Source organism: Streptomyces sp. NPDC048671 (assembly GCF_055587045.1).
This window is the reverse complement of sequence record NZ_JBVJHB010000014.1, coordinates 155993-180391: the sequence shown is the minus strand read 5'-3', so window position 1 is coordinate 180391 and position 24399 is coordinate 155993. Positions and strand designations below refer to the sequence as shown.

The window sequence follows — 24399 nt, the reverse complement described above, 5'->3', positions numbered from 1 at the left end:
CTCCGCACCGGAGCACACGCCCTACAGGCTGGGAACCGTCTTCCTGACCGCCGGGGCGAAGGCCGCCAGCGGGCTCGCGTCATGCGCGTACGCCGCCGACAACGTCACCTCGACGTACGCCTTGCGCAAGGTGGTCGTGAAACGCGGCCCGCCGTCCTCCTGCTGTTCCAGCATCCAGTTGACGCCGTTCGCCTCGACCGCCTTCGCCTGGGCGTCGCCCATCGCCGCGGGGCGCGGGACACCGCAGCGCAGTACGATCTCCCCGTCCCCCCACCCGGCGGTCAGGTCCGAGCCGGAGCCGGGATCACTGCGCTCCTGACCGGCGACGGTACTCGGCAGCTCCTTGTGCAACGCACGGCAGTAGGCTGCGGCTTCCGACGACGGGGTGGGAACCGTGACCGATGCCGAGGCGTCGCTGGATGAGCAGCCCGCCGCGGCCATGAGCACCAGGGCAGCGGACGGACCGAGGAACACGGGGCGGGAGAGCCGGCGGCGGGAAGACGTCACCGGCCCAGCCTAGACGGGGGTTACAGGTGCACGACCGGGCAGGTCAGGGTTCTGGTGATGCCGTCCACTTGCTGGACCTTGGCAACCACGATGCGTCCGAGTTCATCGACCGTGTCGGCCTGGGCGCGCACGATCACGTCGTAGGGGCCGGTGACGTCCTCTGCCTGGATCACTCCCGGGATTTTCGCGATGGTCACGGCGACTGTCGACGCCTTGCCCACCTCGGTCTGAATAAGGATGTACGCCTGTACCACGGAACCTCCAGGGCGGCCACGAGGATCATGTGGGGGAAAGGGACGCCACGGTATCGCGTTGCCGCGGGCCGCGGGGAGACCTGCGGGCCGGATGACACCCACAGCGTGGCGTACAGAACACACAAGTTGACGTATCTCTTGACAGTACCGACAGCAGTGACGGCCCGCGACCGCAAGCTCAGCGGTGCGGACGGGGGACGCGCATGCCCGTGACCACCAGGACGGACCGCCCCCGGGGGCCGGTTCACGGTCCGGGCACCGGCAGGCCGCTGAAACAGGCCGGACGCCCGTCCGGCGCGACAGATGAGGGGTGAGACTCGGTGAAGGGAACCGTGGGCGAGTTGGGGGAGTTCGGGCTCATCAGAGAGCTGACGTCCCGGCTCACCACCACTCCGGCGGTACGGCTCGGCCCCGGCGACGACGCCGCGGTCGTGACCGCCCCCGACCGCAGGGTCGTGGCCAGTACCGACATCCTGCTGGAGGGGCGGCACTTCCGGCGTGACTGGTCGACGGCGTACGACGTCGGCCGCAAGGCCGCCGCACAGAACCTCGCCGACATCGCCGCCATGGGAGCCGTGCCCACCGCGCTGCTCCTCGGTCTTGTCGTCCCCGCCGAACTCCCGGTGACCTGGGCCGGGGAGCTGATGGACGGCATCCGCGACGAGTGCCAGGTCGCCGGAGCGGCCGTGGTCGGCGGCGATGTGGTGCGCGGCGACACCATCACCGTCGCGATCACCGCGCTCGGTGATCTGCGCAACCACGAACCCGTCACCAGGTCGGGCGCCCAGCCCGGCGACGTCGTCGCCGTCACGGGGTGGCTCGGCTGGTCCGCCGCCGGATACGCCGTGCTCTCCCGGGGCTTCCGCTCGCCGCGCGCCTTCGTCGAGGCCCACCGGCGGCCCGAACCGCCGTACCACGCCGGTCCCGCGGCCGCCGGGCTCGGCGCCACCGCGATGACCGACGTCAGCGACGGACTCGTCGCCGACCTCGGGCACATCGCCGAGGCGAGCAAGGTCCGGATCGACCTGCGCTCCGGGCGCATCGACATCCCGTCCCAGATGTCCGACATCGGGCAGGCCGTCGGCGTGGACCCCCTCCAGTGGGTGCTGACCGGGGGAGAGGACCACGCGATCGTCGCGACGTTCCCGCCGGACGTGAAGCTGCCGGCCCGCTGGAAGGTGATCGGTGAGGTCCTCAACCCCTCGGCGCTGCCCCAGGTGACGGTCGACGGGGCGCCCTGGACCAGCAAGAGCGGCTGGGACCACTTCGGGGACATCGAGGACGCCCAGTAGATTGCGGCGTATGCCCATAGCCTCCGCCGTACCTCCCCGTGTGCTCACCGTCGCCGGATCCGACTCCGGCGGCGGTGCCGGCATCCAGGCAGACCTGAAGACGATGCTGGCGCTCGGCGTGCACGGCATGAGCGTGCTGACCGCCGTCACCGCCCAGAACTCCCTGGGTGTGCAGGGCGCCTGGGAACTGCCTGCGGAGGCCGTACGCGCCCAGTACCGCAGCGTGGTGGACGACATCGGCGTGAGCGCCGTCAAGACCGGCATGCTCTCCTCCGCCGCCCTAGTCGAGACCGTCGCCGCACTCATCGCCGGGACGGATGCCCCGGCCGTCGTGGACCCGGTGGGCGTCTCCAAGCACGGCGATCCGCTGCTCGCCGCCGAGGCGCTCGACTCGGTACGCACGAAGCTGCTGCCCGTCGCGACCGTGGTGACCCCGAATCTCGACGAAGTGGCGCAGCTCACGGGCATGAAGGTCACCGACGAGGCCGGGATGCGGCGGGCCGCGGCGGAGCTGCTCGGCCACGGGCCCCGCTGGGTGGTCATCAAGGGCGGACATCTGCCCGGCGACCCCGTCGACCTGCTCACGGACGGCTCCGATGAGCACTGGCTGCGCGCCCCCCGCCACGACAACCGCCACACGCACGGCACGGGCTGCACCCTCGCCTCCGCGATCGCCTGCGGACTGGCCCGGGGCCAGGACGTGCCCACGGCGGTACGGGCCGCGAAGTCCTATGTCACCGGGGCCATCGCGGCGGGCTTCGCGCTGGGCGCCGGGATCGGCCCGGTCGACCACGGGTGGCAGCTGCGGAACGCCCGCTGAGGGGCCTGAGTACAGCAAAAAGCCGGTCCACCGAGGTGGACCGGCTTTTTGGGCAACCGGTAAGGCTGCGCTACGACGGGAACGTCAGCGCGCGACCTTGCCGGCCTTGATGCACGAGGTGCAGACGTTGAGCCGCTTCGGCGTCCGCCCGACCACGGCACGCACGCGCTGGATGTTGGGATTCCAGCGACGGGACGTACGGCGGTGCGAGTGCGAAATGCTGTTGCCGAAGCTCGGCCCCTTGCCGCAAACGTCGCAGTTGGCAGCCACGGGTCACTCCAAAACTTCAGATGCACTTACAGTGAATTCCGGCACGCCGGATTCATTGACTGAAGTGGCGGTACCGGGGGAATGTCCCGACTCTCGTCGGGCAACCGAAGCAGCATACAACGCCTGCGTCGGAGATACGAAACTACCATGGCTTCCACAGCTGCCCGCCCCGCCCCTGACCCCGTCCGGCCCGCCGGCCGGGGCTACCCTGCGGTGCAGCCCGCCGCCCCCAGGCCCCGTTCCGAGGAGGACCATCAGGTGCCGCAGACCGCCGACGACCTGGACGCCGTCGCGGTGCGTACCTGGTGCTCACTGGCGCTGGACGCACTCGGCCGGGAGCGCGAGGCGATCGATGCGATCAACGTGTACCCCGTCGCCGACGGGGACACCGGCACCAACCTCTATCTGACCGCGGAATCCGCGGCGGCGGCCGTCGAGGCGGTGTTCGCCGCCCACGAGACCGGCACCTCGGTACCCTCCACCGCCGACGCGGTACGGGCCATGGCGCACGGGGCGCTGATCGGCGCCCGCGGCAACTCCGGCACGATCCTGGCGCAGTTGCTGCGCGGCATGGCCGGGGTGCTGGCCGATGAGTCCGGTGAGCGGTCCGGTCCGGACCGGCTTCGCCTCGCACTGACCCGGGCCGCGGTCTCGGCGCGCGAGGCCGTCGCCCACCCCGTCGAGGGCACGGTCCTGACGGTGGCCACCGCGGCGGCCGAAGCCGCGGGGCGCGCGCCGGGCGGTGCCGGTGCGGGCGTGGTGGCGCAGGCGGCGTACGAGGGGGCGCGCACCGCCCTGGAGGCGACGCCCGGACAACTCGCCGTACTCGGCAGGGCAGGCGTCGTGGACGCCGGCGGGCGGGGGCTGGTGGCGGTCCTCGGGGCGCTCGTCGAGGCGGTCTCCGGACGGGCGCCGGAGCGGCCGTACGAGGCGCCGGCCGCTCCCGCCCCGTTCGCCGCCGCCGGGGAGTGCCCCGCGGCGGACGATCCGCCGGGCGGACCGGCTTTCGAGGTCATCTACCTGCTGGAGGCCGGGGACGGGGCCGTTCAGCGGCTGCGGACCCGGCTCGACGCCCTGGGCGACTCCCTCGTGGTGGTGGGGGGCGACGGGCTCTGGAACGTCCATGTGCACGTCGACGACGCGGGTGCGGCGGTGGAGGCCGGGGTCGAGGCCGGGCGGCCCTACCGCATCCGGATCACCCACTTCGCCGCGGACCGGGTGCACACCCGCCCCGAACCCGCCCAGCGCGCGGTCGTCGTGGTCGTCCCGGGCGACGGGCTCGGCGGCCTGTGCGCGGAGGCCGGGGCGACGACGGTGCTCGCCCGCCCCGGAGAACCGCCCGCCAGCGGCGAACTGGTCGACGCGATCCGCCGCGCCCACGCCCGCGAGGTGGTGCTCCTGCCCAACGACGGGGACCTGCGCCACACGGCCGCGGCCGCCGCCGAGCAGGCCCGCGCCGAGGGCATCCGGGTCGCCCTCATCCCGACCAGGGCCGCGGTCCAGGGCATCGCGGCCCTGGCCGTCCACGAACCGGACCGCAGCTTCGACGAGGACGTGGTCGCGATGACCGCGGCGGCCGGCGCCACCCGGTACGCCGAACTGGCCGTCGCCGAACGGCAGTCCTGGACCATGGCGGGCATCTGCCAGGCCGGTGACATCCTGGGCCTGATCGACGGAGACGTGGCCGTCATCGGTGAGAACGTCCCGGAGACGGCCCGCAGCGTGCTGGACCGGATGCTGGCGGCCGGCGGCGAACTGGTCACGCTGGTCCTGGGCGAGGACGTCCCGGACGCGCTGGCGGACACGCTGGAGGAACACGTCCGGGAGGGCTACCTGGCGGTGGACACGGTGGTCTACCGCGGCGGCCACCAGTGCGCCCCGCTGCTGATCGGCGTGGAGTAGCCCGGCCGCGCGACCGGAACGGGGGCGGCACCATCAGGCCGTCCGGCGCCCGGCCGCGCGACCGGGACGGGGGCGGCACCGTCAAGCCGTCCGGCGCCCGGCCGCGCGACCGGGACGGGGGCGGCACCATCAGGCCCGTCCGGCGCTTGAGGACGAGACGGTGCGCCGGACGGCCCCGGCGCCCTACGCCCCCGCCCCCTGAGCCACGTACGCCCGCACCGACGCCGCCTCCGCCCGTCGCGCGTCCGCCGTCTCGTCCGTGCCCGCCGGCACCTCCTCGTAGGCCGCGACGACCTCCGCCGCCCGGGACAGTGCCGCGTCCGCGCGGCCCAGGTCCGCTTCCAGCCAGGCGGCCATCAGCCAGCAGGCCGTGCGCGCGGCGAGGTGGCCGGGGCCGGCCCCGGCGAAGGCCGCCGACGCCCGCTCGACGTACCCCAGCGCCTCCTCGTACGCCCTGCGCGCCGGATCGTCCGCCTCCTCGCCCGGCTCGCCCTCGCACGCGTTGGCGATCAGCTCGGCGGTCTGGCGGAAGGTGTCCGCGAGCTCCGGCAGCAGCTCCGGACCCGCCGCCTCGCACTCCCGCTCCGCCGCGGCCATGAACGCCCGCGCCGCCCCGAGGCCGGGCTGCCCCTCCCGGAGCGCGATCCAGGCCCGCACCCGCAGCGTCCGTACCAGCGAGGGAACGTCGTCCAGGGCCCGCCACAGCTCCCCGGCCCGCTCGTACGCCCGCTCCGCCTCGGGGTTCAGCTCGGCCCGGTACAGGGCCTGCGCCGCGAGGTTGGCGAGCATCGCGTGGTCGTGCCGCTCGGGCCAGCCGCGCGCGATGTCCGCCGCCCGCAGCCAGTGCTCCGCCGCGGCCCGCGGTTCACCGAGCGTCGACAGCGCGTCGCCCAGCCACCACAGCGTCTGGACGACCATGCCCTCCCCGTGGTCCTCGGACGTGATGTCGGGCAGTACGGCCTCCAGTACCGCCGCCGCCTCGGCCGCCCGCTCCAGCCGGAGCAGCAGGCCGCCGAGCTGGTGCCTGGCATGGACGCCCAGCGTGCCGCTCTCGTCCGACTCGTCAGCCCAGTGGGCCGCGTCGAGCGTGTGCTCCACCGCCTCGGCGAACTGCCCGGTGGCGCCGAGCGCTTCGGCGAGCAGCAGATGCAGCCGGGCCCGCCCCGGCCCGGACAGCGACGTGCCGCCGTGCTCCAGCGCCGCGCGCGCGGCCCGCTCCGCCGTCGCGTGGTCGTCGAGCCGCGCGGCGATCTGTGCCGTCCTGGCCTCGTACTCGGTGGCGTACCAGGGCAGTTCCGCCTCGTTGACCACGGAGGCCGCTCGCGCGTACAGCTCCGCGGCCGCCGGACCGTCGCCGCGGTACGCCGCGACGTCCGCGAGGAAGCCCAGCGCCTCGGAGATCCGGGTGGCCACCTTCTCGTCCGCACGCAGGGGTTCGGCGAACGCGAGCACCTCGCGGGCCGCCTCTTCGAGGGCGTCGACCGCCGCGTCCGTGGACTCCTCGTCCGCCGCCCGGAACATCCGCTGCTGGACGATCCGGGCCCGGCACACCAGCACCCCGCCCGTCTGCCGCCCCGTGGCCGCGCCCTGCGCGTACAGGGCGAGGGCCAGATCCACGAGAGGCGCGATCTCCGCCGCCGCCGCGTCGGCGCCGCCGTCCGCCATCGAGCGGAGGAAGGCGCGTCTGGCGCTCGCCGCGACGGCCTCGCCCCGGTCGCCGGCCTCCTCGTACAGCGAGGCGGCCGTCCGGAACGCCTCCGCCGCCTCGGCGGGCGGCAGCGAAGGATCCATCGCGCGGTGGTCCGCCACGTTCGCCCGGTCGTGGGCGGTCAGTACGTCCGCGTCCCCGGCCCGCTCGGCGACGGCCCGCCAGGCGTCCCCGGCGTCCGGGTGCTGGGCGTCGGACAGCCGCCGCGCCTCGGCCAGCAGAGCGGCCAGGTCCCGCACCGGCTCCGCGGCGCAGGACGGCACGGCGGCCGGTGCCACCGGCGGCGCGGCGAGCCGCACGGCCCGCACCCCGAGCGGCAGCCGGTCCAGCAGCGGCCGGCGCGCCAGCCGCTCCCGTACCTGCTCACCCACGTACGTGTTGCCGTTGCGCCCGTCGAAGCGGTCCGCGAGCGCCAGGGCCCGGCTACGGGCGTGCACGGCCAGCGACGCGGCCGTCCAGTCCGCCCCCGCCGGGCCCGGCACGGACTGCCCGCCGTGCCCCAGCGCGGTCAGCCGGTCCATCAGCACGGCGGTGACGGCCATGAAGTCCATCAGGCTGGAGGGGTTCCCGCTGTCCGTGAAGTACGCCGGCCGCTCCGCGAGGATCTCCAGCCCACGGGCCTCGTTGCCCGTCAGGGCACAGAACTCGGTGTGCAGTGCGACGGAGTACCGCATGCTCTCCATCGGCCGGACCATCCGGTACCCGCGCAGATGGTGCGCGCGGGCCTGCTCCGGGCGCCCCGTCCGCAACAGCGGGAGGAGCGAGGCGGCCAGCACCGCATGCGGTTCGTGCGCGCAGACGTGCTCCCCCTCCAGCACCGGCGTCCAGCTGTTCAGCGCCTCCTCGTCCTGACCGCGCTGAACCTGCCAGCCGCCCTGTTCGTGGAGTTCGCAGGCGTGGCAGTTGGCCATCCGGTCCCGGTCCGCCGCCTGCCAGGCGGTGTACGCCCGCCCGGCCCGCTCCACGTCGCCCAGATGCCGCGCGATCTCCAGCTCGCCCTGCCGCACCGCCCGTTCGGAGTGGCCGGCCAGCCGGTAGCGGTGCGCCATCTCGCCCTGCCACTTCTCGATGGAGGCGAGCGGGATGTGCGGCTGGCCGACCATGGAGCTGGAGACCCACTTGAACATCCAGAACAGATGGTGGGTCATGACCGGGTCGAAATCACCCGGCCGTTCGTCCCACACCCGCAGCAGCCGGGCGAACGGGACGAACATCTTGTCCTTCTCGGAGCTGTAGTTGTAGACCTGCAGCTGATGGACGAGCGCCTCGACCAGCAGCGCCGCGTCCCCGCTCTGCTCGGCCTCGGCCAGCAACCGCTCCGCACGGGCGTTGCGCGCGGGCCCCTCCGGCTCCTCCTGGTTGTCCCGCAGGGCCTGTCGGACCTTCGCGGCATCGGCGCTCATCGGCCGTCCTCCTGGGGGTTCGCGGGGGAGTGCCCCGGTGCGGCGGGATGCGTGGCCCACTCCAGCAGGCCGAGGAACGCCCGGTTCAGCAGCGCCGAGTCGGCCGGCCGCAGCGGCCGCTGCGCCATCAGCAGCGCCTGCCCGTACAGGGCCTCCGTCGCGGTCACCGCCAGCTCCGGGGTGTCCAGCGAACTGATCCGGCGGATCAGCGGATTGAGATGGTTCAGTACGAGCCGGGCCCGCGGCGCACTCCCGCGCAGAGACCCCAGGATGCCCGCCCACAGGTCGTCCGCCTGCTCCTCGGCCTCGGCACGTGCCTGCTCGTGGCGGGCTGACCGGTCGTCCAGATGCAGCGCGGGCACGGTCAGCGGGTGGAAGGCGCGCAGCACCACATCGCACCCCAGCGGGTCCAGCCCGGCGCGGGCCGCCGCGAGGAACGGGCCGAGCGCCAGTTCCTCCTGGGGGTCCACGGAGTCCAGATGCGCGGTGACCGTGTCGGCGTCCAGCTCCGCGACCACCGTTCCGGGCCGTGCCACGGGCAGCCGCTCGACCAGCTCGGTGTCGTACGTGTAGCCGCCGTTGACCACCCCGATCCCCTGCGCGGAGGCGATCGGCGCGACCTGCCGGAACTCCTCGACGGTCCGGGTGAAGTGCACCACCGGATGGCGCCCGGCGAACTCCTCCAGCGAGAGCCGGCCGTCCGTCGTCTCGAACGGCAGCCACGGCAGCATCGTGCGCAGCATGGCGTCGTCGTGCCGGGCCAGCGACTTCACCCCCAGGTGGTGCACCGAGAGGAACTGGGCCAGCCGCTCCGGATCACCCGCGGCGAGGCCGGTCAGCCAGTCCCTGATCCGCTCGCCGAGCGCGTCCCGTACCGCGGCCAGGGTCTCGTCCGCGTACAGCGCCTCGCGCGAGGCGGTCGGCCGCAGGCTGTCCGTGTCGATGACGCACCGCACGAAGAACGCCCAGTCGGGCAGCAGCTCGTCCGCCCGGTCCGTCAGCAGCATGCCCTTCAGATGCACCCGGTGGCCCGCGCGCTGCGCCGGACTGACCGCCGACGGCAGCACATGGGCGACCCCGCGGATCCCGGCGAGCGGCAGATCGAGGTCGATCGTGTCGAGCGGTGAGAAGCCGAACTGCTCGTGGCAGTGGCGGGCGAGCGCCACCCGACGCCCCGCGGGACTCGGGTACGCGCGGTCCCACGGCGCCGGCAGATCGGTGACGGCCGCGTCCCCGACCCGTACGTCGTAGGGCAGCAGCGAGCCGAAATCGCGGGCGAGCGCGAGCACCCGCTCCTCGGTCAGCCACTCCGCGCTGCCGGGGCGGGCGGTCAGATGCACGGTGGTGCCGGGCTCCGGCCGGGCACTGTCGGGGAGCGTCCGCACGGTGTACGAACCGTCGTCACGGGCGCGCCACTCCACCGGCGGCGCGCCGGGCGTGCGCGCGGAGCGGCTCACCACCCGGATCTCGGCAGCGACGACGAAGCAGGCCAGCAGCCCGATGCCGAACTGGCCGAGGAAGTCGGCCCGCGCCGAGGCGAGCCCCTGCGCACCGTCCCGTTTGGAACTGCGGCCGATCGTCGCGAGCAGGCTGTGCACATCGGCCTCGGTCAGACCGATGCCGCTGTCCTCGATCCGCAGCCGGCCGTCCTCGGCGTACAGCCGTACCCGCGTGGGCGCGTCCGGCTGCTCGGCGCGGCGGGCGGTGATGGCGTCCACCGCGTTCTGCAGCAGTTCACGCAGGTAGACGCGGGGAGAGGAGTAGAGGTGATGGGAGAGGAGGTCGACCAGCCCGCGCAGATCCACCTGGAAGGTGTGCGGTGATTGGGTGGTGGACTCGGGGGAAGCGGAATTCGCTGAGGTCTCAGATGTCATCGTCGCAGCGCAGGTGGGGGGACCCGTGCCTCACCGGACGAGGCACTTGCGACAGCGCGGGTCGGGCGATCCCTTGGCAGGTGATCGCGAACGAGAAGCGTGGGAGGCGATCCTAGGGTTGCGGGCACGATTCTGACCAGGGCTTATCGCGTCCCGGTGCGGTGATCGCGACCAGTACGTGGCGCGGCCCGGCGGACAACTGTCAGTGGTGTGGTGTGCAATGGATCGCGTGTCTGCGTTCGACGAACCCCTGAAGAAGCTGCTCGGTGGCGCCACCGCGAAGGTGATGGCCGAGCACCTCGACCTGCACACGGTCGGCGATCTGCTGCATCACTACCCGCGGCGGTACGAGGAGCGCGGCCGGCTCACCGCGCTGACCGACCTCCCGCTGGACGAGCATGTGACGGTCGTCGCCCAGGTCGCCGACGCCCGCGTCATGGCGTTCAACAACGGCCGGGGCAAGCGCCTCGAAGTGACCGTCACCGACGGCCACGGCCGGCTCCAGCTGGTCTTCTTCGGCCACGGCGTCCACAAGCCGCACAAGGAGCTGCTGCCGGGCCGGCGCGCCATGTTCGCCGGCAAGGTCTCCGTCTTCAACCGGAAGATGCAGCTCGCCCACCCCACGTACCAACTGCTCGACGCGGAGTCCACCGACGAGGCCGGGGCGACCGAGGCCGTGGACGCCTTCGCCGGCAAGCTGCTGCCGATCTACCCGGCCTGCAAACAGCTCGACTCCTGGCGGATCGCCAAGGCGGTCGACGCGGTGCTGCCGAGCGCCCAGGAGGCCGTCGACCCACTGCCGCCCGCGCTGCGCGAGGGCCGCGGGTTCACCGCACTGCCCGAGGCGCTGCTGAAGATCCACCGGCCGCAGACCAAGGCCGACGTCGCGGCGGCCAGGGACCGGCTCAAGTGGGACGAGGCCTTCGTCCTCCAGGTCGCGCTGGCCCGCCGCAGGTACGCGGACACCCAGCTGCCCGCCGTCGCCCGCCGGCCCGTCCCCGGCGGGCTGCTCGACGCCTTCGACGCCAAACTGCCCTTCACCCTCACCGACGGCCAGCTCAAGGTCTCCAAGGAGATCTTCGACGATCTGGCGGCCGAGCACCCGATGCACCGGCTGCTCCAGGGCGAGGTCGGTTCCGGCAAGACCATGGTCGCGCTGCGCGCCATGCTCACCACCGTCGACGCCGGCGGGCAGGCCGCGATGCTCGCGCCCACCGAGGTGCTCGCCCAGCAGCACCACCGCTCCATCACCGAGATGATGGGGGAGCTGGCCGAGGGCGGCATGCTGGGCGGGTCCGAGCGCGGCACCAAGGTGGTCCTGCTCACCGGCTCCATGGGCATGGCCGCCCGCCGGCAGGCACTGCTCGACCTGGTCACCGGCGAGGCCGGGATCGTGATCGGCACCCATGCGCTGATCGAGGACAAGGTGAAGTTCCACGAGCTGGGTCTTGTCGTCGTCGACGAGCAGCACCGCTTCGGGGTCGAGCAGCGCGACGCCCTTCGATCCAAGGCGCACTCCCAGGGGGAAAGGAGGTCGCCGCATCTGCTCGTCATGACCGCCACCCCCATCCCCCGTACGGTCGCCATGACCGTCTTCGGTGACCTGGAGACCTCCGTCCTGGACCAGCTGCCGGCCGGCCGCTCGCCGATCGCCAGCCATGTCGTCCCCGCCAAGGACAAACCGCACTTTCTCAGCCGCGCCTGGGAACGGGTCCGCGAGGAGGTGGAGAACGGGCACCAGGCCTACGTGGTCTGCCCCCGCATCGGTGACGACGAGGACGAGGCGGCCAAGAAGAAGGGGAAGAAGGACGCCGGGGAGGAGGCGGACAAGCGCCCGCCGCTCGCCGTCCTGGACATCGCCGAACAGCTCGCCAAGGGGCCGCTGAGCGGTCTGCGCGTCGAGGTGCTGCACGGCAGGATGCACCCCGACGACAAGGACGACGTGATGCGCCGCTTCGCCGCCGGCCAGGCCGACGTCCTGGTCGCCACCACGGTCATCGAGGTCGGGGTCAACGTCCCCAACGCCACCGCGATGGTGATCATGGACGCCGACCGGTTCGGCGTCTCCCAGCTGCACCAGCTGCGCGGCCGGGTCGGCCGCGGCTCGGCCCCCGGACTCTGCCTACTGGTCAGCGAGGCCCACGAGGCGAGCCCCTCCCGCGCCCGGCTCTCCGCCGTCGCCTCCACCCTCGACGGGTTCGAGCTGTCCCGGATCGACCTGGAGGAGCGCCGCGAGGGCGACGTCCTCGGCCAGGCCCAGTCCGGGGTCCGCTCCTCGCTGCGGGTGCTCAGCGTCATCGACGACGAGGAGGTCATCGCCGCCGCCCGCGAGGAGGCCGTCACCGTCGTCGCCGCCGACCCGGACCTGGAGCATCTGCCCGAGCTGCGCCTCGTACTGGACGCGCTGCTCGACAAGGAGCGCGAGGAGTACCTCGACAAGGGGTGACGCCCGGGGCGCGGGTACTGCGGGCGCCCCGGTCCCCGCGACGCCATATCGTGGGTGGCACGGCGCCCGCAGCACCCTGCGCGCCGCCCCGACCCGAGGATCAGACACCCATGACCCGCGTGATCGCCGGCTCGGCCGGCGGACGCCGCCTGGCCGTCCCGCCCGGTACCGGCACCCGCCCCACTTCCGACCGCGCGCGCGAGGGCCTGTTCTCCACCTGGCAGGCGCTCCTCGGCACCCTCGACGGCATCCGGATCGCCGATCTGTACGCGGGCTCCGGCGCCGTCGGCCTCGAAGCGCTCTCCCGGGGGGCGGTCCACGCCCTGCTCGTCGAGGCCGACGCCAAGGCCGTCCGCACCGTCCGGGACAACGCCCGCACCCTGGGCCTGCCCGGCGCCGAGGTCCGGGCAGGCAAAGCCGAACAGATCGTGACAGGACCGGCGCCCTCGGAGCCGTACGACGTGGTGTTCCTGGACCCGCCGTACGCCGTCACCGACGACGATCTTGGCGAGATCCTGCTCACACTCCGTGCCCAGGGGTGGCTCTCGGCCGATGCGCTCGTCACCGTGGAGCGCAGCACCAGAGGCGGAGAATTCAGCTGGCCCAAGGGTTTCGAGCCATTGCGGGCCCGTCGCTACGGCGAGGGAACGCTTTGGTACGGTCGCGCCGCCGCTACGTGCGAAGACGCACGATGACCGGACCGGAGAGCGAGGGAATCAAGTTGCGCCGCGCCGTCTGCCCGGGGTCGTTCGACCCCATCACCAATGGACATCTCGACATCATCGGCCGCGCCTCGAAGCTGTACGACGTCGTACACGTCGCGGTGATGATCAACCAGTCCAAGAAGGGTCTGTTCACGATCGACGAGCGGATCGAGATGATCCGCCAGGTCACCGCGGACTTCGGCAACGTCCAGGTCGAGGCCTTCCACGGGCTGCTGGTCGACTTCTGCAAGCAGCGCGACATCCCGGCGATCGTGAAGGGCCTGCGGGCCGTCAGCGACTTCGACTACGAACTCCAGATGGCCCAGATGAACAACGGGCTCTCGGGTGTCGAAACGCTCTTCGTGCCGACCAATCCGACCTACAGTTTCCTGTCGTCCTCCCTGGTCAAGGAGGTGGCGACCTGGGGCGGCGACGTCTCGCACCTGCTGCCGCCACTGGTCCAGGAGGCCCTGACGGAGCGCCTCGCCCAGAGTTGAGGCACTGACGTCCCGTCACCAGGTGTCGGGCGGGCGCCGACTGGCCGTACAGTCGTCCCGTCCGTCTCCAATCGGCAGTAGAGAGTGGCGAGCACACGGTGGACGTGCAGAAGAAGCTCGACGAGATCGTCGAAGCGGTCGGGAGCGCCCGGTCGATGCCCATGTCGGCGTCCTGCGTGGTCAACCGCGCCCAACTGCTCGCGATGCTCGAAGAGGTGCGCGAGGCCCTGCCCGGCTCCCTCGCGCACGCGCAGGAGCTCATCGGCGGCCGGGAACAGCTCGTCGAGCAGGCCCGTCAGGAGGCAGGGCGGATCATCGAGACCGCCCACGCCGAGCGGGGCTCGCTGATCTCCGGCACCGAGATCGCCCGGCGCTCCCAGACCGAGGCGGACCGGATCCTCGGTGAGGCCCGCAAGGACGCCGAGGAGATCCGCGGCGAGGCCGACGAGTACGTCGACAGCAAGCTCGCCAACTTCGAGGTCGTCCTCACCAAGACCATCGGCTCCGTCGACCGGGGCCGCGAGAAGCTCCTCGGCCGCGGTCAGGGCTTCGACGAGCAGGGCTACGAGGACCCCGACTTCACCGAGGCCCCCGAGCGCAGCGCCGACCCGGCCACGCTCCAGCGCCGGGCCGACGAGTACGTGGACACCAAGCTCGGCGCCTTCGAAGCGGTGCTCGCCAAGACCCTGGAGGCGGTGGGCCGGGGCCGGCAGAAGCTGCACGGCCGGGTCGCCACCGACGACCTCGGCGCGCACATGGCCGCCCAGGACGCCGCGGGCAGCCAGGGCCACACCAGCGACGAGGACCACTGGGCGGGACTGGCCGAGACGGCCGCCCCGCAACCCCAGCAGATGCCCCAGCAGCCGCTTCCGCAGGCCGATCCGCACTTCCCCGCGCAGGCCGAGCCGCAGTACGCGCAGACGTACGAGTACCAGGACCAGCCGCAGCAGGACGTGTACGGCTACCAGCAGCAGCCGGACCCCTACGCGGGCTACCAGCAGCAGGGCTACGACCAGAACCAGGTCCCGCCGCCCGCGCAGGGCTACGACGCCTGGCAGCAGCAGCCCGTCCAGCCGCAGCAGCCCCTCCAGCAGCACGGCGAGGGCGCCCTGGACGAGACCAGTCTGTTCGACACCAGCATGATCGACCTGGACCAGCTCCGCAGGTACGAACAGGAGCACTGACCGGCCGGGGGCCGGCCGGGGCGCTGCTCAGGGGGCGGATCAGGACCGGATTGGGAGCTGGGCGGCGCGTCAAGTATCCTGGCTCTTCGGTCGCGCGTATGTCCGCGATCCAAGCTGCCCGCTTCGGTTCCGGAGCCGGTCGGCCCCCACCACGCGTGATGCGCATGATTCGAAAGCAGGAAAAGCCCTGAACGGCCATCTCGACCACCGAAACCCTCTCGTGTTCGATACGCACGAGCTGGGTCGGCGTCCAGGTGCCATGAAGCGGCTGACCCGCTCGGTGGACGCCCCCAAGGACTTCGGTATCGACGGAGTCGTCGGTGTGCCGGAAGGCGCACCCGTGGAGCTGGACGTCCGCCTCGAATCGGTCATGGAAGGTGTGCTCGTCACAGGCACCGCCCGTGCATCGGCCGAGGGGGAGTGCGTAAGGTGTCTGGAGCCGCTGAGCCTTGAGGTCGAGGCGGACTTCCAGGAGATGTTCTCGTACCCTGACGCCGATGACCGGAACCGCAGCAAGACGGCGGACCCGGTCGACGACGCCGAGGACGACGAGGACAGGTTCTTCCTTGAGGACGGCTTGTTCGACCTCGAGTCTGTGCTGCGTGATGCGGTGGTGCTCGCACTGCCGATGCAGCCGGTGTGCCGGGAGACCTGCGCCGGTCTGTGCTCCGAATGCGGAGTCAGGCTGGACGAGAACCCCGGTCACCACCACGAAGCCCTCGACATCCGTTGGGCGGCATTGCAAGGACTCGCCGAGACCGTTCAGGACGGCGAGAAGGACAACATGGGCGGCGCCGAACCTGGCGTCGACGAGAAGCAGGAGAAGTAGCCGTGGCTGTTCCGAAGCGGAAGATGTCGCGCAGCAACACGCGCCACCGCCGGTCGCAGTGGAAGGCTGCGGTCCCCACCCTGGTTTCGTGCGAGCGTTGCCAGGAGCCGAAGCTGCAGCACATCGCGTGCCCCAGCTGCGGCACGTACAACAAGCGCCAGGTCCTCGAGGTCTGAGCGGCTGGTGAGAGGCCCGATGTCTGAGTTGTCCCAAGCCAAGAAGCAGGCAGACAACGTCAACACAGCCTCGTCCCACACGCTTCTGGAAGGGCGGCTCGGGTACCACCTCGAGTCCGCCCTTCTGGTGCGTGCGCTGACCCATCGTTCGTACGCGTACGAGAACGGCGGTCTGCCCACCAACGAGCGGCTCGAATTCCTCGGGGATTCGGTGCTCGGCCTGGTGGTCACGGACACGCTGTACCGCACTCACCCCGACCTGCCTGAAGGCCAGCTGGCCAAATTGCGGGCCGCGGTAGTCAACTCGCGTGCGCTTGCGGAAGTGGGCCGCGGCCTCGAACTCGGCTCCTTCATCCGGCTCGGCCGCGGTGAAGAGGGCACGGGTGGCCGGGACAAGGCGTCCATCCTCGCCGACACCCTGGAAGCGGTGCTCGGCGCGGTCTATCTCGATCAGGGCCTCGGCGCGGCCTCGGAGCTGGTCCACCGGCTCTTCGACCCGCTGATCGACAGGTCCTCCAACCTCGGTGCCGGCCTGGACTGGAAGACCAGTCTCCAGGAGCTCACCGCGAGCGAGAGCCTCGGAGTTCCCGAGTACCTCGTCACGGAGACCGGCCCGGACCACGAGAAGACCTTTACTGCTGCTGCTCGCGTCGGTGGTGTCTCGTACGGCACCGGCACCGGCCGTAGCAAGAAGGAAGCGGAGCAACAGGCGGCAGAATCCGCCTGGCGCGAGATCAGTGCCGCCGCGGAGGCGCGGGCGGCTGTGGCTGAGGAGGCCACAGCCGACGGAGGGGCCGCCGACACCCCTGCCGACCCGCCGCCGTCCACGGACGTCGCTCCGGCCTGACCCGAGAACCCCTCGGTGCCCTGTGCACCGGGGGGTTTTCCCTGCCCAGAACCAGAACCAGAACCCGAACCCGATTCCGATTCCGATACAGGAGCGACACCGTGCCCGAGCTGCCCGAGGTCGAAGTCGTACGACGCGGTCTCCAGCGCTGGGTGACCGGGCGCACGGTCGACGAGGTCGAGGTCCTGCATCCGAGGGCGGTCCGGCGCCATCTCGCGGGGGGCGTGGACTTCGCGGCCCGGCTCGCCGGTATCCGTTTCGGGCCGGCGATGCGCCGCGGCAAGTACCTCTGGGTGCCGCTGGACGACACGTCCAGCTCGCTCCTGGGCCACCTCGGCATGAGCGGTCAGCTGCTCGTGCAGCCGCAGGACGCCGCCGACGAGAAGCATCTGCGGGTCAGGATCCGGTTCGACGACTCCGTCGGCACCGAACTGCGCTTCGTCGACCAGCGCACCTTCGGCGGCCTCTCGCTCCACGACAACACCCCCGACGGAGTGCCCGACACCATCGCGCACATCGCCCGCGATCCGCTGGACCCGGAATTCGACGACGCCGCGTTCTTCACCGCACTGCGACTGCGCCGCACCACGGTCAAGCGCGCGCTGCTCGATCAGTCGCTGATCAGCGGTGTCGGCAACATCTACGCGGACGAGGCGCTGTGGCGCGCCAAGCTGCACTACGACCGGCCGACCGCGACCCTGACCCGCCCCAAGTCGGCCGAGCTGCTCGGCCATGTCCGCGATGTGATGAACGCGGCGCTGGAGCAGGGCGGCACGAGTTTCGACAGCCTCTACGTCAATGTGAACGGCGAGTCGGGCTACTTCGACCGGTCGCTGGACGCCTACGGGCGCGAGGACGAGCCCTGTCACCGCTGCGGTACGCCGATGCGGCGCCGCGCCTGGATGAACCGGTCCAGCTACTTCTGCCCGCGCTGCCAGCGCCCGCCGCGCGACGCCGGCTGAGACCTCTCAGCCACGGTCTGGCTCTCCCGGTGCCGTGTGGGCCGCGTCGTAGCGTTCACGAGCGGCCATGACCTCGGTCATCCGGCCCTCGACGAGCTGGATCAGCCCGAGCAGCTGCTCGGCGACCTGCCGCCCCAGGGGTGTGAGCTCGTAGTCGACGCGGGGCGGGTTGACCGGCTGTGCCTCGCGGTGCACCAGCCCGTCACGTTCCAGCGCGTGCAGTGTCTGGGAGAGCATCTTCTCGCTCACCCCGTCGACCCGGCGGCGCAGCGCGTTGAAGCGGAGGGTGCCCTCGTACAGGGCGCCGAGCGTCAGGCTTCCCCAGCGGCCGGTGACATGTTCCAGGGTGCCGCGCGAGGGGCACCGCTTGGAGAACACGTCGAAGAGCCACTCGTCGCCCGGACAGTCGTCCGTCCCACTGCCGCCGTTCTCGTCCATGAAAACCAGCGTACGCCCGCACAGCGCTCTCCAAGGGGTTGCGCAATCCGTGGGTGAGCGGGTGGGGCGTACGAGGTCGCAGGGGGTGGTGGTGCGGGGCGGGCAGGGCTCAGAAGCCGAAGTCCTGGGTCCACCAGGGGCCGCCGGAACCGAAGTGGACACCGACGCCGAGCGTCTTGTAGTCGCAGTTGAGAATGTTCGCGCGGTGGCCTTCGCTGTTCATCCAGGCGTCCATCACCGCCTGCGCGTCGGCTTGGCCGCGGGCGATGTTCTCGCCGCCGAGTCCGTCCACGCCGGCCTTCGCGGCGCGGTCCCAGGGGGTGTTGCCGTCGGGGTCGGTGTGGTCGAAGAAGCCGCGGGCGGCCATGTCGTCGCTGAAGTTCTGGGCGAGCGAGGCCAGCGAGCTGCTCGCGGTGACCGGGCTGCAGCCGACCTTGGCGCGCTCCTGGTTGACCAGGGAGAGCACGGCGGCCTGGGCCGAGGTGTCGGCGGGCGGCGTCGTGGCCCGGCGGGGAGCCGGGGCCGAGGTCGAGGGGGCCGGTGCCGCCGGCGCCGAGCTCGCGGCTGCGACCGCGCTCTTCGTTGCCCTGGCCGCGGGAGTCTTCGAGGCGGAAGCCGTCCTGGACGGCTCCTTCTTCTCGGCCTCCTTCGTCGGCCCGGACGTCCTGGAGGGGGAGGAGGAGGGCTTGCCGTCGGCGGAGGGGTTCGACTTCGTGGGCCCGTCGGTGCGGCCGGTGCCCCGACTGGCCGTGTCGGACGCGGTGGTGCGGTCGGCCGGCGGGGTCGTGGAGCCGCCCTGCGTCAGCAGGTCCGGGGCGCCCTGGGAGCGCACCTGGTCGGCGGCCGAACCGCCGCCCGGGTAGTTGTCGCCGCCGGGCAGCAGGCCGGAGGCCACGGCGACGGCCCCGACGGCCATGGCCGCGGAGACACCGAGCAGTCCCGTACGCACCGGCGTCCCGGACCGCTTCCCGCGGCGGGCTCCCCGGCTCTGGCCCGTGTCCCATTCCGCGGTCTCTTCAGCGGCGGGAGCTGCGGCGGAGCGTCGGTGGCGTCCCATCTGCTGTGCCCTTCTGACGACCTGGACGCCGTTTTCGGCGTCACCATGGCTCACCCGATCGAGTGAAGCATTTGCGAGGGGACTGTACGCCATGGCCTTTCGGCGAGAAGTGCTCCGGGAGCAATTGGCCGGTTAGCGTTCGGGCATGAACGAAGATGTACGGCTCACCGCCTGGGTACGCGGCCGAGTACAGCAAGTAGGGTTCCGCTGGTTCACCAGGGCAAACGCTTTGGAGATCGGCGGCCTCACCGGATTCGCCCTCAATCTCGACGACGGCAGGGTTCAGGTGGTCGCCGAGGGGCGGCGTGAGAATTGCCACCGTCTGCTGGATTGGCTGCGCTCGGACGACACACCCGGCCGCGTTGACGGAGTCACTGAGATCTGGGACACCCCGCGGGGCGGATACGAGGGGTTCGCGATCCGCTGATCCGGTGCCCGTACAGGGTCGGGAGAAGTCTCGTGTTCGGGCTGTGTTCGAGACGCGGCGTGGGGTGACGACGAGGGGCGCCATTGTGCGTACACATGAAATGACCTGCGGAATGATCCGGTGGTTGCCAAGATTCGGTTGCCGTGCGAGGCTGCGGCGAGAGGGATGATCTCCGTACCACTGAGGGCCCCGCAGGAGAGTCGCGCCGCATGATCGTCAAGCCGCGCGCCCCCGGGACGCCCGTCTCTACAGTGTGTGATCGTGTTGACCGTCAAACTTTTTGGTGAGACGCTGAAAACCCCGCGCACCTTAGCTGTTCGGCAGAGCTGTTTGGCAGCAGAACAGCAGTGAACACAGAGCACTGCCGAGCACCGCGGGTGCGATTCCCTCACGACCCACACCGCATCGGTCGGTCACTCAGTGTGGAGGACCATCCTCATGGCAAAGGCGCTTCTCGGTTACGTCGGCGGTTCCGACCCGCGACTCCTCGCCGAGATGCGACGGCTTCAGCAGCGCGTCCAGGATCTTGAATCCGAGATCGTACGGATTCAGGACGAGAACGACGCGCTCAACGCCGCCGCTCAGCACCAAGAGTCGCTGCTCGACAGCATCGACATCGACGTACCTCAGGCGGAGCCGGCGCTGACCTGACCGATGGCCCCAGGGCCGGTCGGGCTGCACGCGTCAGCCGCACGGAATCATCATCGTCGGATCGCCACCGGATCATTGAAGATCGATTGCGCTTGATCACCGACTGCGTGTGATCCGCGTCTTCATCTGCCTGTCATTGATCCGGGGCGCGCGCCTCCACGGAGGCGTCGCATCCGTTGGCACGGCAATGCGTGAGACAGTAATGCACAAGATTTGTAGGGGACGCTTCGGCGTCCCTTCTTTCTTTTCCCCTCCGAACCGCGCCCGTCCCGCCCCGGACGTACACCCCTTCCCTTACCGTCTGATGTGCCCTGCACCTTCATCAGCGAAACCGAGAGCGAAAGGTAGAGTCCGGCGGCGTGCACCTCAAGTCCCTGACCCTGCGTGGTTTCAAATCGTTCGCCTCCGCCACGACCCTGCGGTTCGAACCCGGGATCACCTGTGTGGTCGGCCCCAATGGATCGGGCAAGTCCAATGTCGTGGACGCGCTCTCCTGGGTCATGGGGGAGCAGGGTGCCAAATCCCTGCGCGGCGGCAAGATGGAGGACGTGATCTTCGCCGGTACCACCGGGCGGCCTCCGCTCGGGAGGGCGGAGGTGTCACTGACCATCGACAATTCCGACGGCGTACTGCCCATCGAGTACGCCGAAGTGACGATCACTCGGATCATGTTCCGCAATGGCGGCAGCGAATACCAGATCAATGGCGACACCTGCCGGCTGCTCGACATCCAGGAACTCCTCTCGGACTCCGGAATCGGCCGGGAGATGCATGTCATCGTCGGCCAGGGCCAGCTGGACTCCGTGCTCCACGCCGACCCGATGGGGCGCCGCGCGTTCATCGAGGAGGCCGCCGGCGTACTGAAGCACCGCAAGCGCAAGGAGAAGGCGCTGCGGAAGCTGGACGCGATGGGCGCGAACCTGGCCAGGGTCCAGGACCTCACCGACGAACTGCGGCGACAGCTGAAGCCGCTCGGCCGGCAGGCCGCGGTCGCGCGCCGGGCCGCCGTCATCCAGGCCGATCTGCGCGACGCCAGGCTGCGGCTGCTCGCCGACGACCTGGGCCGGCTGCACACCGCGCTGCGCGGTGAGATCGCCGACGAGGCGGCGCTGAAGCAGCGCCGGGAGACGGCCGAGGCGGAGCTCAAGGCGGCGCTGGGGCGCGAGGCGGAACTGGAGGACGAGGTGCGGCGGCTGACGCCGCGGCTCCAGCGCGCCCAGCAGACCTGGTACGAGCTGTCGCAGCTGGCCGAACGGGTGCGCGGCACCATCTCGCTGGCCGACGCCCGGGTGAAGAGCGCCACCGCCCCGCCGGATGAGGAGCGGCGCGGCCGCGACCCGGAAGACATGGAGCGCGAGGCCGGCCGGATCCGCGAGCAGGAGGCGGAGCTGACCGCGGCGCTGGAAGCGGCCGAACACGCCCTGGAGGACACCGCGTCCCACCGCTCCGAGCTGGAAAGGGAGTTGGCGGCCGAGGAGCGCAGGCTGAAGGACGCGGCCCGCGCCCTCGCGGACCGGCGCGAAGGGCTCGCCCGGCTGAGCGGCCAGGTCAACGCGGCCCGCAGCCGTGCCGGTTCGGCGCAGTCGGAGATCGACCGGCTGGCCGCATCGCGCGACGAGGCGCGGGAGCGGGCGGTCGCCGCACAGGAGGAGTACGAGGAGCTCAAGGCCGAGGTCGACGGCCTGGACGCCGGTGACGCCGAGCTCGGCGAGCGGCACGAGGCCGCCAGGAGCGAGCTGAGGGAGGCGGAGGCCGCGCTCTCCGCCGCCCGCGAGGCCGCCACCGCCGCCGAACGCGAGCGCGCCGCGGTCGCGGCCCGCCATGACGCCCTGGCCCTCGGGCTGCGCCGCAAGGACGGCACCGGGGTGCTGCTCGGTGCCCGGGACCGGCTGGCCGGACTGCTCGGGCCGGCCGCGGAACTGCTCACGGTGGCCCCGGGACACGAGGTCGCGGTGGCCGCCGCACTGGGTGCGGCGGCGGACGCGGTGGCGGTGACGGACCCGGCCACCGCGGCGGAGGCGATCCGGCTGCTGCGGAAACTGGACGCGGGCCGGGCCGCGTTGCTGCTCGGAGGCGGACCAGGCGCCCTCCCCGGTGCGCTGGACGCGGTGGGGCAGGTGCCCGGTCAGGGTGCGGAGGCGGACATCGCGCCCCGCGGCGGGGTCGCCCATGTCCCCGCGCAGGAGGGCTCGGCCCTGCCGGTGCCGCAGGGGCCCGCCGGGACCGGGGCGGCAGCCGCCGACAGGCCGGTGGCCGTGGCTCTCGACGGCCGGGAAACCCCCGCCGTCGCCGATCTCGTCAGCGGTCCCGTCGAACTGATGGCCGCGGTGCGCGGGCTGGTGCGGGACATGGTGGTCGTAGGGACGCTGGAGGACGCCGAGGATCTGGTGGCCGCCCGCCCGGAGCTGACGGCGGTGACCGGCGAGGGCGATGTGCTCTCGGTGCACTTCGCGCACGGTGGTTCCGCCGGGGCGCCCAGTCTCCTCGAAGTCCAGGCGTCCGTGGACGAGGCGGCCGCCGAGCTGGCCGAACTGGCGGTGCGGTGCACGGAGCTGGCCGAGGCGCAGCGGCTCGCGGCGCAGCGGCGCGGCACCGGGGCGGCGCTCGTCGAGGAGCTGGGGGAGCGGCGGCGGGCCGCCGAGCGGGAGAAGTCCGGGGTGGCCCAGCAGCTCGGGCGGCTGGCCGGCCAGGCGCGGGGCGCGGCCGGTGAGGCGGACCGGATGGCCGCCTCCGCGGCCCGCGCCCAGGAGGCGCTGGAGCGCGCGACCCAGGACGCGGAGGAGCTCGCCGAACGGCTGCTCGTCGCCGAGGAGGCTTCGCAGGACGGCGCGGACGAGGAACCGGACACCGCCGTGCGCGACCGGCTCGCCGCCGACGGTGCCAACGCCCGCCAGACCGAGATGGAGGCCCGCCTCCAGGTCCGTACCCACGAGGAACGCGTCAAGGCGCTGGCCGGCCGCGCCGACTCCCTCGACCGCGGCGCCCGCGCCGAACGGGAGGCCAGGGCCCGCGTCGAGCAGCGCAGGGCCCGGCTGCGTCACGAGGCCGCGGTGGCCTCAGCCGTGGCGTCCGGCGCCCGTCAGCTGCTGGCCCACGTCGAGGTGTCCGTCGTACGGGCGGAGCGGGAACGGGCCGCCGCTGAGGCCTCGAAGGCCGAACGGGAACAGGAGCTGGCGGCCGAGCGCCTCCAGGGCCGCGAGCTCAAGGGCGAGCTCGACAAGCTGACGGACTCGGTCCACCGGGGAGAGGTGCTCGGCGCCGAGAAACGGCTGCGGATAGAGCAGCTGGAGGCGAAGGCGCTGGAGGAGCTGGGCGTGGAACCGGCCGGTCTGGCCGCCGAGTACGGGCCCGATCAGCTCGTGCCGCCGTCCCCGGCCGCGGAGGGCGAGGAGCTGCCGGAGGATCCGGAGCATCCGCGCAACCAGCCGAAGCCGTTCGTCAGGGCCGAGCAGGAGAAGCGGCTGAAGTCGGCCGAACGGGCGTACCAGCAACTCGGGAAGGTGAATCCGCTCGCTCTCGAAGAGTTCTCCGCGCTGGAGGAGCGGCACAAGTTCCTCTCCGAGCAGCTTGAGGACCTGAAGAAGACCCGGGCCGATCTGATGCAGGTCATCAAGGAGGTCGACGAGCGCGTCGAGCAGGTCTTCACCGAGGCGTACCGGGACACCGCCCGTGAGTTCGAGGGCGTCTTCTCGCGCCTCTTCCCGGGTGGTGAGGGGCGGCTCGTCCTGACCGACCCGGACAACATGCTCACGACCGGTGTGGACGTCGAGGCCCGCCCGCCGGGCAAGAAGGTGAAGCGGCTGTCCTTGCTGTCCGGCGGTGAACGGTCGCTGACAGCAGTGGCGTTGCTCGTCGCGATCTTCAAGGCCAGGCCGAGCCCGTTCTATGTGATGGACGAGGTCGAGGCGGCGCTCGACGACACCAACCTCCAGCGGCTGATCCGGATCATGGCGGAACTCCAGGAGAGCTCCCAGCTCATCGTGATCACGCACCAGAAGCGGACGATGGAGGTCGCCGACGCGCTCTACGGCGTCTCGATGCAGGGCGACGGGGTCTCCAAGGTCATCAGCCAGCGGCTGCGCTGAGCCCATTCCGGCCCAGCCCGACATTCAGGACTTCAACGAGTCCGCTCGATGCTCCTGGGGTGAATG

The 24399-nt window shown here is 71.8% G+C and carries 21 protein-coding genes; 14 read left to right on the top strand and 7 right to left on the bottom strand.

From position 1 onward, the window contains the following. Positions 1 to 21 precede the first annotated feature (21 nt). Both ACZ6S6_RS27665 and ACZ6S6_RS27660 read right to left on the bottom strand, forming a co-directional pair. Entirely contained in the window at positions 22 to 507 is a 486-nt protein-coding gene (locus ACZ6S6_RS27665) for a DUF3515 domain-containing protein (protein ID WP_362963570.1), read from the bottom strand. Positions 508 to 527: 20 nt separating this feature from the next. After that, a complete protein-coding gene (locus ACZ6S6_RS27660) occupies positions 528 to 761 on the bottom strand; it encodes an Lrp/AsnC family transcriptional regulator (protein WP_362963568.1) in 234 nt (77 codons plus the stop codon). Between the two features lie 320 nt (positions 762 to 1081). Here ACZ6S6_RS27660 and ACZ6S6_RS27655 point away from each other — a divergent pair, with 320 nt between their 5' ends. Together ACZ6S6_RS27655 and thiD are read left to right on the top strand one after the other, a co-directional pair. After that, positions 1082 to 2053 (top strand): thiamine-phosphate kinase, encoded by a 972-nt coding sequence (locus ACZ6S6_RS27655; RefSeq protein ID WP_362963566.1) that lies wholly within the window; start codon positions 1082 to 1084, stop codon positions 2051 to 2053. A 10-nt stretch (positions 2054 to 2063) separates the two neighbouring features. After that, the gene (gene thiD, locus ACZ6S6_RS27650; protein WP_469707248.1) at positions 2064 to 2873 is read left to right on the top strand and encodes a bifunctional hydroxymethylpyrimidine kinase/phosphomethylpyrimidine kinase; all 810 of its coding nucleotides are present in this window, start codon (positions 2064 to 2066) and stop codon (positions 2871 to 2873) included. Positions 2874 to 2957: 84 nt separating this feature from the next. Here the strand turns inward: thiD and rpmB are convergent, their stop codons facing one another. Then, entirely contained in the window at positions 2958 to 3143 is a 186-nt protein-coding gene (gene rpmB / locus ACZ6S6_RS27645; protein ID WP_003965989.1) for a 50S ribosomal protein L28, read from the bottom strand. A 258-nt stretch (positions 3144 to 3401) separates the two neighbouring features. On the opposite strand from rpmB, the gene ACZ6S6_RS27640 reads away from it, so the two are divergent. Then, the gene (locus ACZ6S6_RS27640) at positions 3402 to 5045 is read left to right on the top strand and encodes a DAK2 domain-containing protein (RefSeq protein ID WP_469707304.1); all 1644 of its coding nucleotides are present in this window, start codon (positions 3402 to 3404) and stop codon (positions 5043 to 5045) included. A gap of 183 nt (positions 5046 to 5228) precedes the next feature. Here the strand turns inward: ACZ6S6_RS27640 and ACZ6S6_RS27635 are convergent, their stop codons facing one another. Both ACZ6S6_RS27635 and ACZ6S6_RS27630 read right to left on the bottom strand, forming a co-directional pair. Continuing rightward, entirely contained in the window at positions 5229 to 8156 is a 2928-nt protein-coding gene (locus ACZ6S6_RS27635) for a tetratricopeptide repeat protein (protein WP_469707246.1), read from the bottom strand. After that, positions 8153 to 10030 (bottom strand): HSP90 family protein, encoded by a 1878-nt coding sequence (locus ACZ6S6_RS27630; protein WP_469707244.1) that lies wholly within the window; start codon positions 10028 to 10030, stop codon positions 8153 to 8155. Before ACZ6S6_RS27630 ends, ACZ6S6_RS27635 begins: the two co-directional genes overlap by 4 nt. Positions 10031 to 10250: 220 nt before the next feature. Here ACZ6S6_RS27630 and recG point away from each other — a divergent pair, with 220 nt between their 5' ends. The 8 genes from recG to mutM all read left to right on the top strand — a co-directional run bounded on the left by recG (position 10251) and on the right by mutM (position 17675). After that, positions 10251 to 12476: an ATP-dependent DNA helicase RecG gene (gene recG / locus ACZ6S6_RS27625; RefSeq protein ID WP_469707242.1), complete on the top strand. Its 2226-nt coding sequence runs from the start codon at positions 10251 to 10253 to the stop codon at positions 12474 to 12476. Positions 12477 to 12586: 110 nt separating this feature from the next. After that, entirely contained in the window at positions 12587 to 13171 is a 585-nt protein-coding gene (rsmD, locus tag ACZ6S6_RS27620) for a 16S rRNA (guanine(966)-N(2))-methyltransferase RsmD (RefSeq protein WP_362963555.1), read from the top strand. 26 nt (positions 13172 to 13197) lie between these two features. After that, entirely contained in the window at positions 13198 to 13677 is a 480-nt protein-coding gene (gene coaD / locus ACZ6S6_RS27615; protein WP_362963604.1) for a pantetheine-phosphate adenylyltransferase, read from the top strand. A gap of 98 nt (positions 13678 to 13775) precedes the next feature. After that, positions 13776 to 14861 carry an ATP synthase subunit B family protein gene (locus tag ACZ6S6_RS27610; RefSeq protein WP_362963553.1) on the top strand — a complete coding sequence of 362 codons (1086 nt, stop codon included), beginning with the start codon at positions 13776 to 13778 and terminating at the stop codon, positions 14859 to 14861. A gap of 220 nt (positions 14862 to 15081) precedes the next feature. Continuing rightward, entirely contained in the window at positions 15082 to 15690 is a 609-nt protein-coding gene (locus ACZ6S6_RS27605; protein WP_024494487.1) for a YceD family protein, read from the top strand. A 2-nt stretch (positions 15691 to 15692) separates the two neighbouring features. Beyond that, on the top strand, positions 15693 to 15866 hold the full coding sequence (gene rpmF / locus ACZ6S6_RS27600) for a 50S ribosomal protein L32 (protein ID WP_003965982.1): 174 nt from the start codon (positions 15693 to 15695) through the stop codon (positions 15864 to 15866). A gap of 19 nt (positions 15867 to 15885) precedes the next feature. Then, positions 15886 to 16713, top strand: a complete 828-nt coding sequence (gene rnc / locus ACZ6S6_RS27595; RefSeq protein ID WP_362963551.1) for a ribonuclease III — start codon at positions 15886 to 15888, stop codon at positions 16711 to 16713. Between the two features lie 101 nt (positions 16714 to 16814). Next, positions 16815 to 17675, top strand: a complete 861-nt coding sequence (mutM, locus tag ACZ6S6_RS27590; protein ID WP_362963549.1) for a bifunctional DNA-formamidopyrimidine glycosylase/DNA-(apurinic or apyrimidinic site) lyase — start codon at positions 16815 to 16817, stop codon at positions 17673 to 17675. Between the two features lie 6 nt (positions 17676 to 17681). Here the strand turns inward: mutM and ACZ6S6_RS27585 are convergent, their stop codons facing one another. Together ACZ6S6_RS27585 and ACZ6S6_RS27580 are read right to left on the bottom strand one after the other, a co-directional pair. Next, positions 17682 to 18113: a winged helix-turn-helix transcriptional regulator gene (locus tag ACZ6S6_RS27585; RefSeq protein WP_362963547.1), complete on the bottom strand. Its 432-nt coding sequence runs from the start codon at positions 18111 to 18113 to the stop codon at positions 17682 to 17684. A gap of 109 nt (positions 18114 to 18222) precedes the next feature. After that, positions 18223 to 19170, bottom strand: coding sequence for a CAP domain-containing protein (locus ACZ6S6_RS27580; RefSeq protein WP_469707238.1), 948 nt, complete (start codon positions 19168 to 19170; stop codon positions 18223 to 18225). A 145-nt stretch (positions 19171 to 19315) separates the two neighbouring features. Here ACZ6S6_RS27580 and ACZ6S6_RS27575 point away from each other — a divergent pair, with 145 nt between their 5' ends. The 3 genes from ACZ6S6_RS27575 (at position 19316) to ACZ6S6_RS27565 (ending at position 24333) form a co-directional block, all read left to right on the top strand. Beyond that, a complete protein-coding gene (locus tag ACZ6S6_RS27575) occupies positions 19316 to 19597 on the top strand; it encodes an acylphosphatase (RefSeq protein ID WP_026242487.1) in 282 nt (93 codons plus the stop codon). A 438-nt stretch (positions 19598 to 20035) separates the two neighbouring features. Next, positions 20036 to 20248 (top strand): hypothetical protein, encoded by a 213-nt coding sequence (locus tag ACZ6S6_RS27570; RefSeq protein ID WP_024494492.1) that lies wholly within the window; start codon positions 20036 to 20038, stop codon positions 20246 to 20248. A 359-nt stretch (positions 20249 to 20607) separates the two neighbouring features. Continuing rightward, positions 20608 to 24333 carry an AAA family ATPase gene (locus tag ACZ6S6_RS27565; RefSeq protein ID WP_469707236.1) on the top strand — a complete coding sequence of 1242 codons (3726 nt, stop codon included), beginning with the start codon at positions 20608 to 20610 and terminating at the stop codon, positions 24331 to 24333. The last annotated feature ends 66 nt before the right edge of the window (positions 24334 to 24399 follow it).

What these genes read in the sequence shown, in the direction of transcription:
- recG (WP_469707242.1), top strand. Translation starts at nt 10,251, where the DNA reads ATGGATCGCGTGTCTGCGTTCGACGAACCCCTGAAGAAGCTGCTCGGT.
- ACZ6S6_RS27630 (WP_469707244.1), bottom strand. Translation starts at nt 10,030, where the DNA reads ATGACATCTGAGACCTCAGCGAATTCCGCTTCCCCCGAGTCCACCACC.
- rsmD (WP_362963555.1), top strand. Translation starts at nt 12,587, where the DNA reads ATGACCCGCGTGATCGCCGGCTCGGCCGGCGGACGCCGCCTGGCCGTC.
- ACZ6S6_RS27570 (WP_024494492.1), top strand. Translation starts at nt 20,036, where the DNA reads ATGGCAAAGGCGCTTCTCGGTTACGTCGGCGGTTCCGACCCGCGACTC.
- thiD (WP_469707248.1), top strand. Translation starts at nt 2,064, where the DNA reads ATGCCCATAGCCTCCGCCGTACCTCCCCGTGTGCTCACCGTCGCCGGA.
- ACZ6S6_RS27580 (WP_469707238.1), bottom strand. Translation starts at nt 19,170, where the DNA reads ATGGGACGCCACCGACGCTCCGCCGCAGCTCCCGCCGCTGAAGAGACC.
- ACZ6S6_RS27635 (WP_469707246.1), bottom strand. Translation starts at nt 8,156, where the DNA reads ATGAGCGCCGATGCCGCGAAGGTCCGACAGGCCCTGCGGGACAACCAG.
- rnc (WP_362963551.1), top strand. Translation starts at nt 15,886, where the DNA reads ATGTCTGAGTTGTCCCAAGCCAAGAAGCAGGCAGACAACGTCAACACA.
- ACZ6S6_RS27585 (WP_362963547.1), bottom strand. Translation starts at nt 18,113, where the DNA reads ATGGACGAGAACGGCGGCAGTGGGACGGACGACTGTCCGGGCGACGAG.
- ACZ6S6_RS27575 (WP_026242487.1), top strand. Translation starts at nt 19,316, where the DNA reads ATGAACGAAGATGTACGGCTCACCGCCTGGGTACGCGGCCGAGTACAG.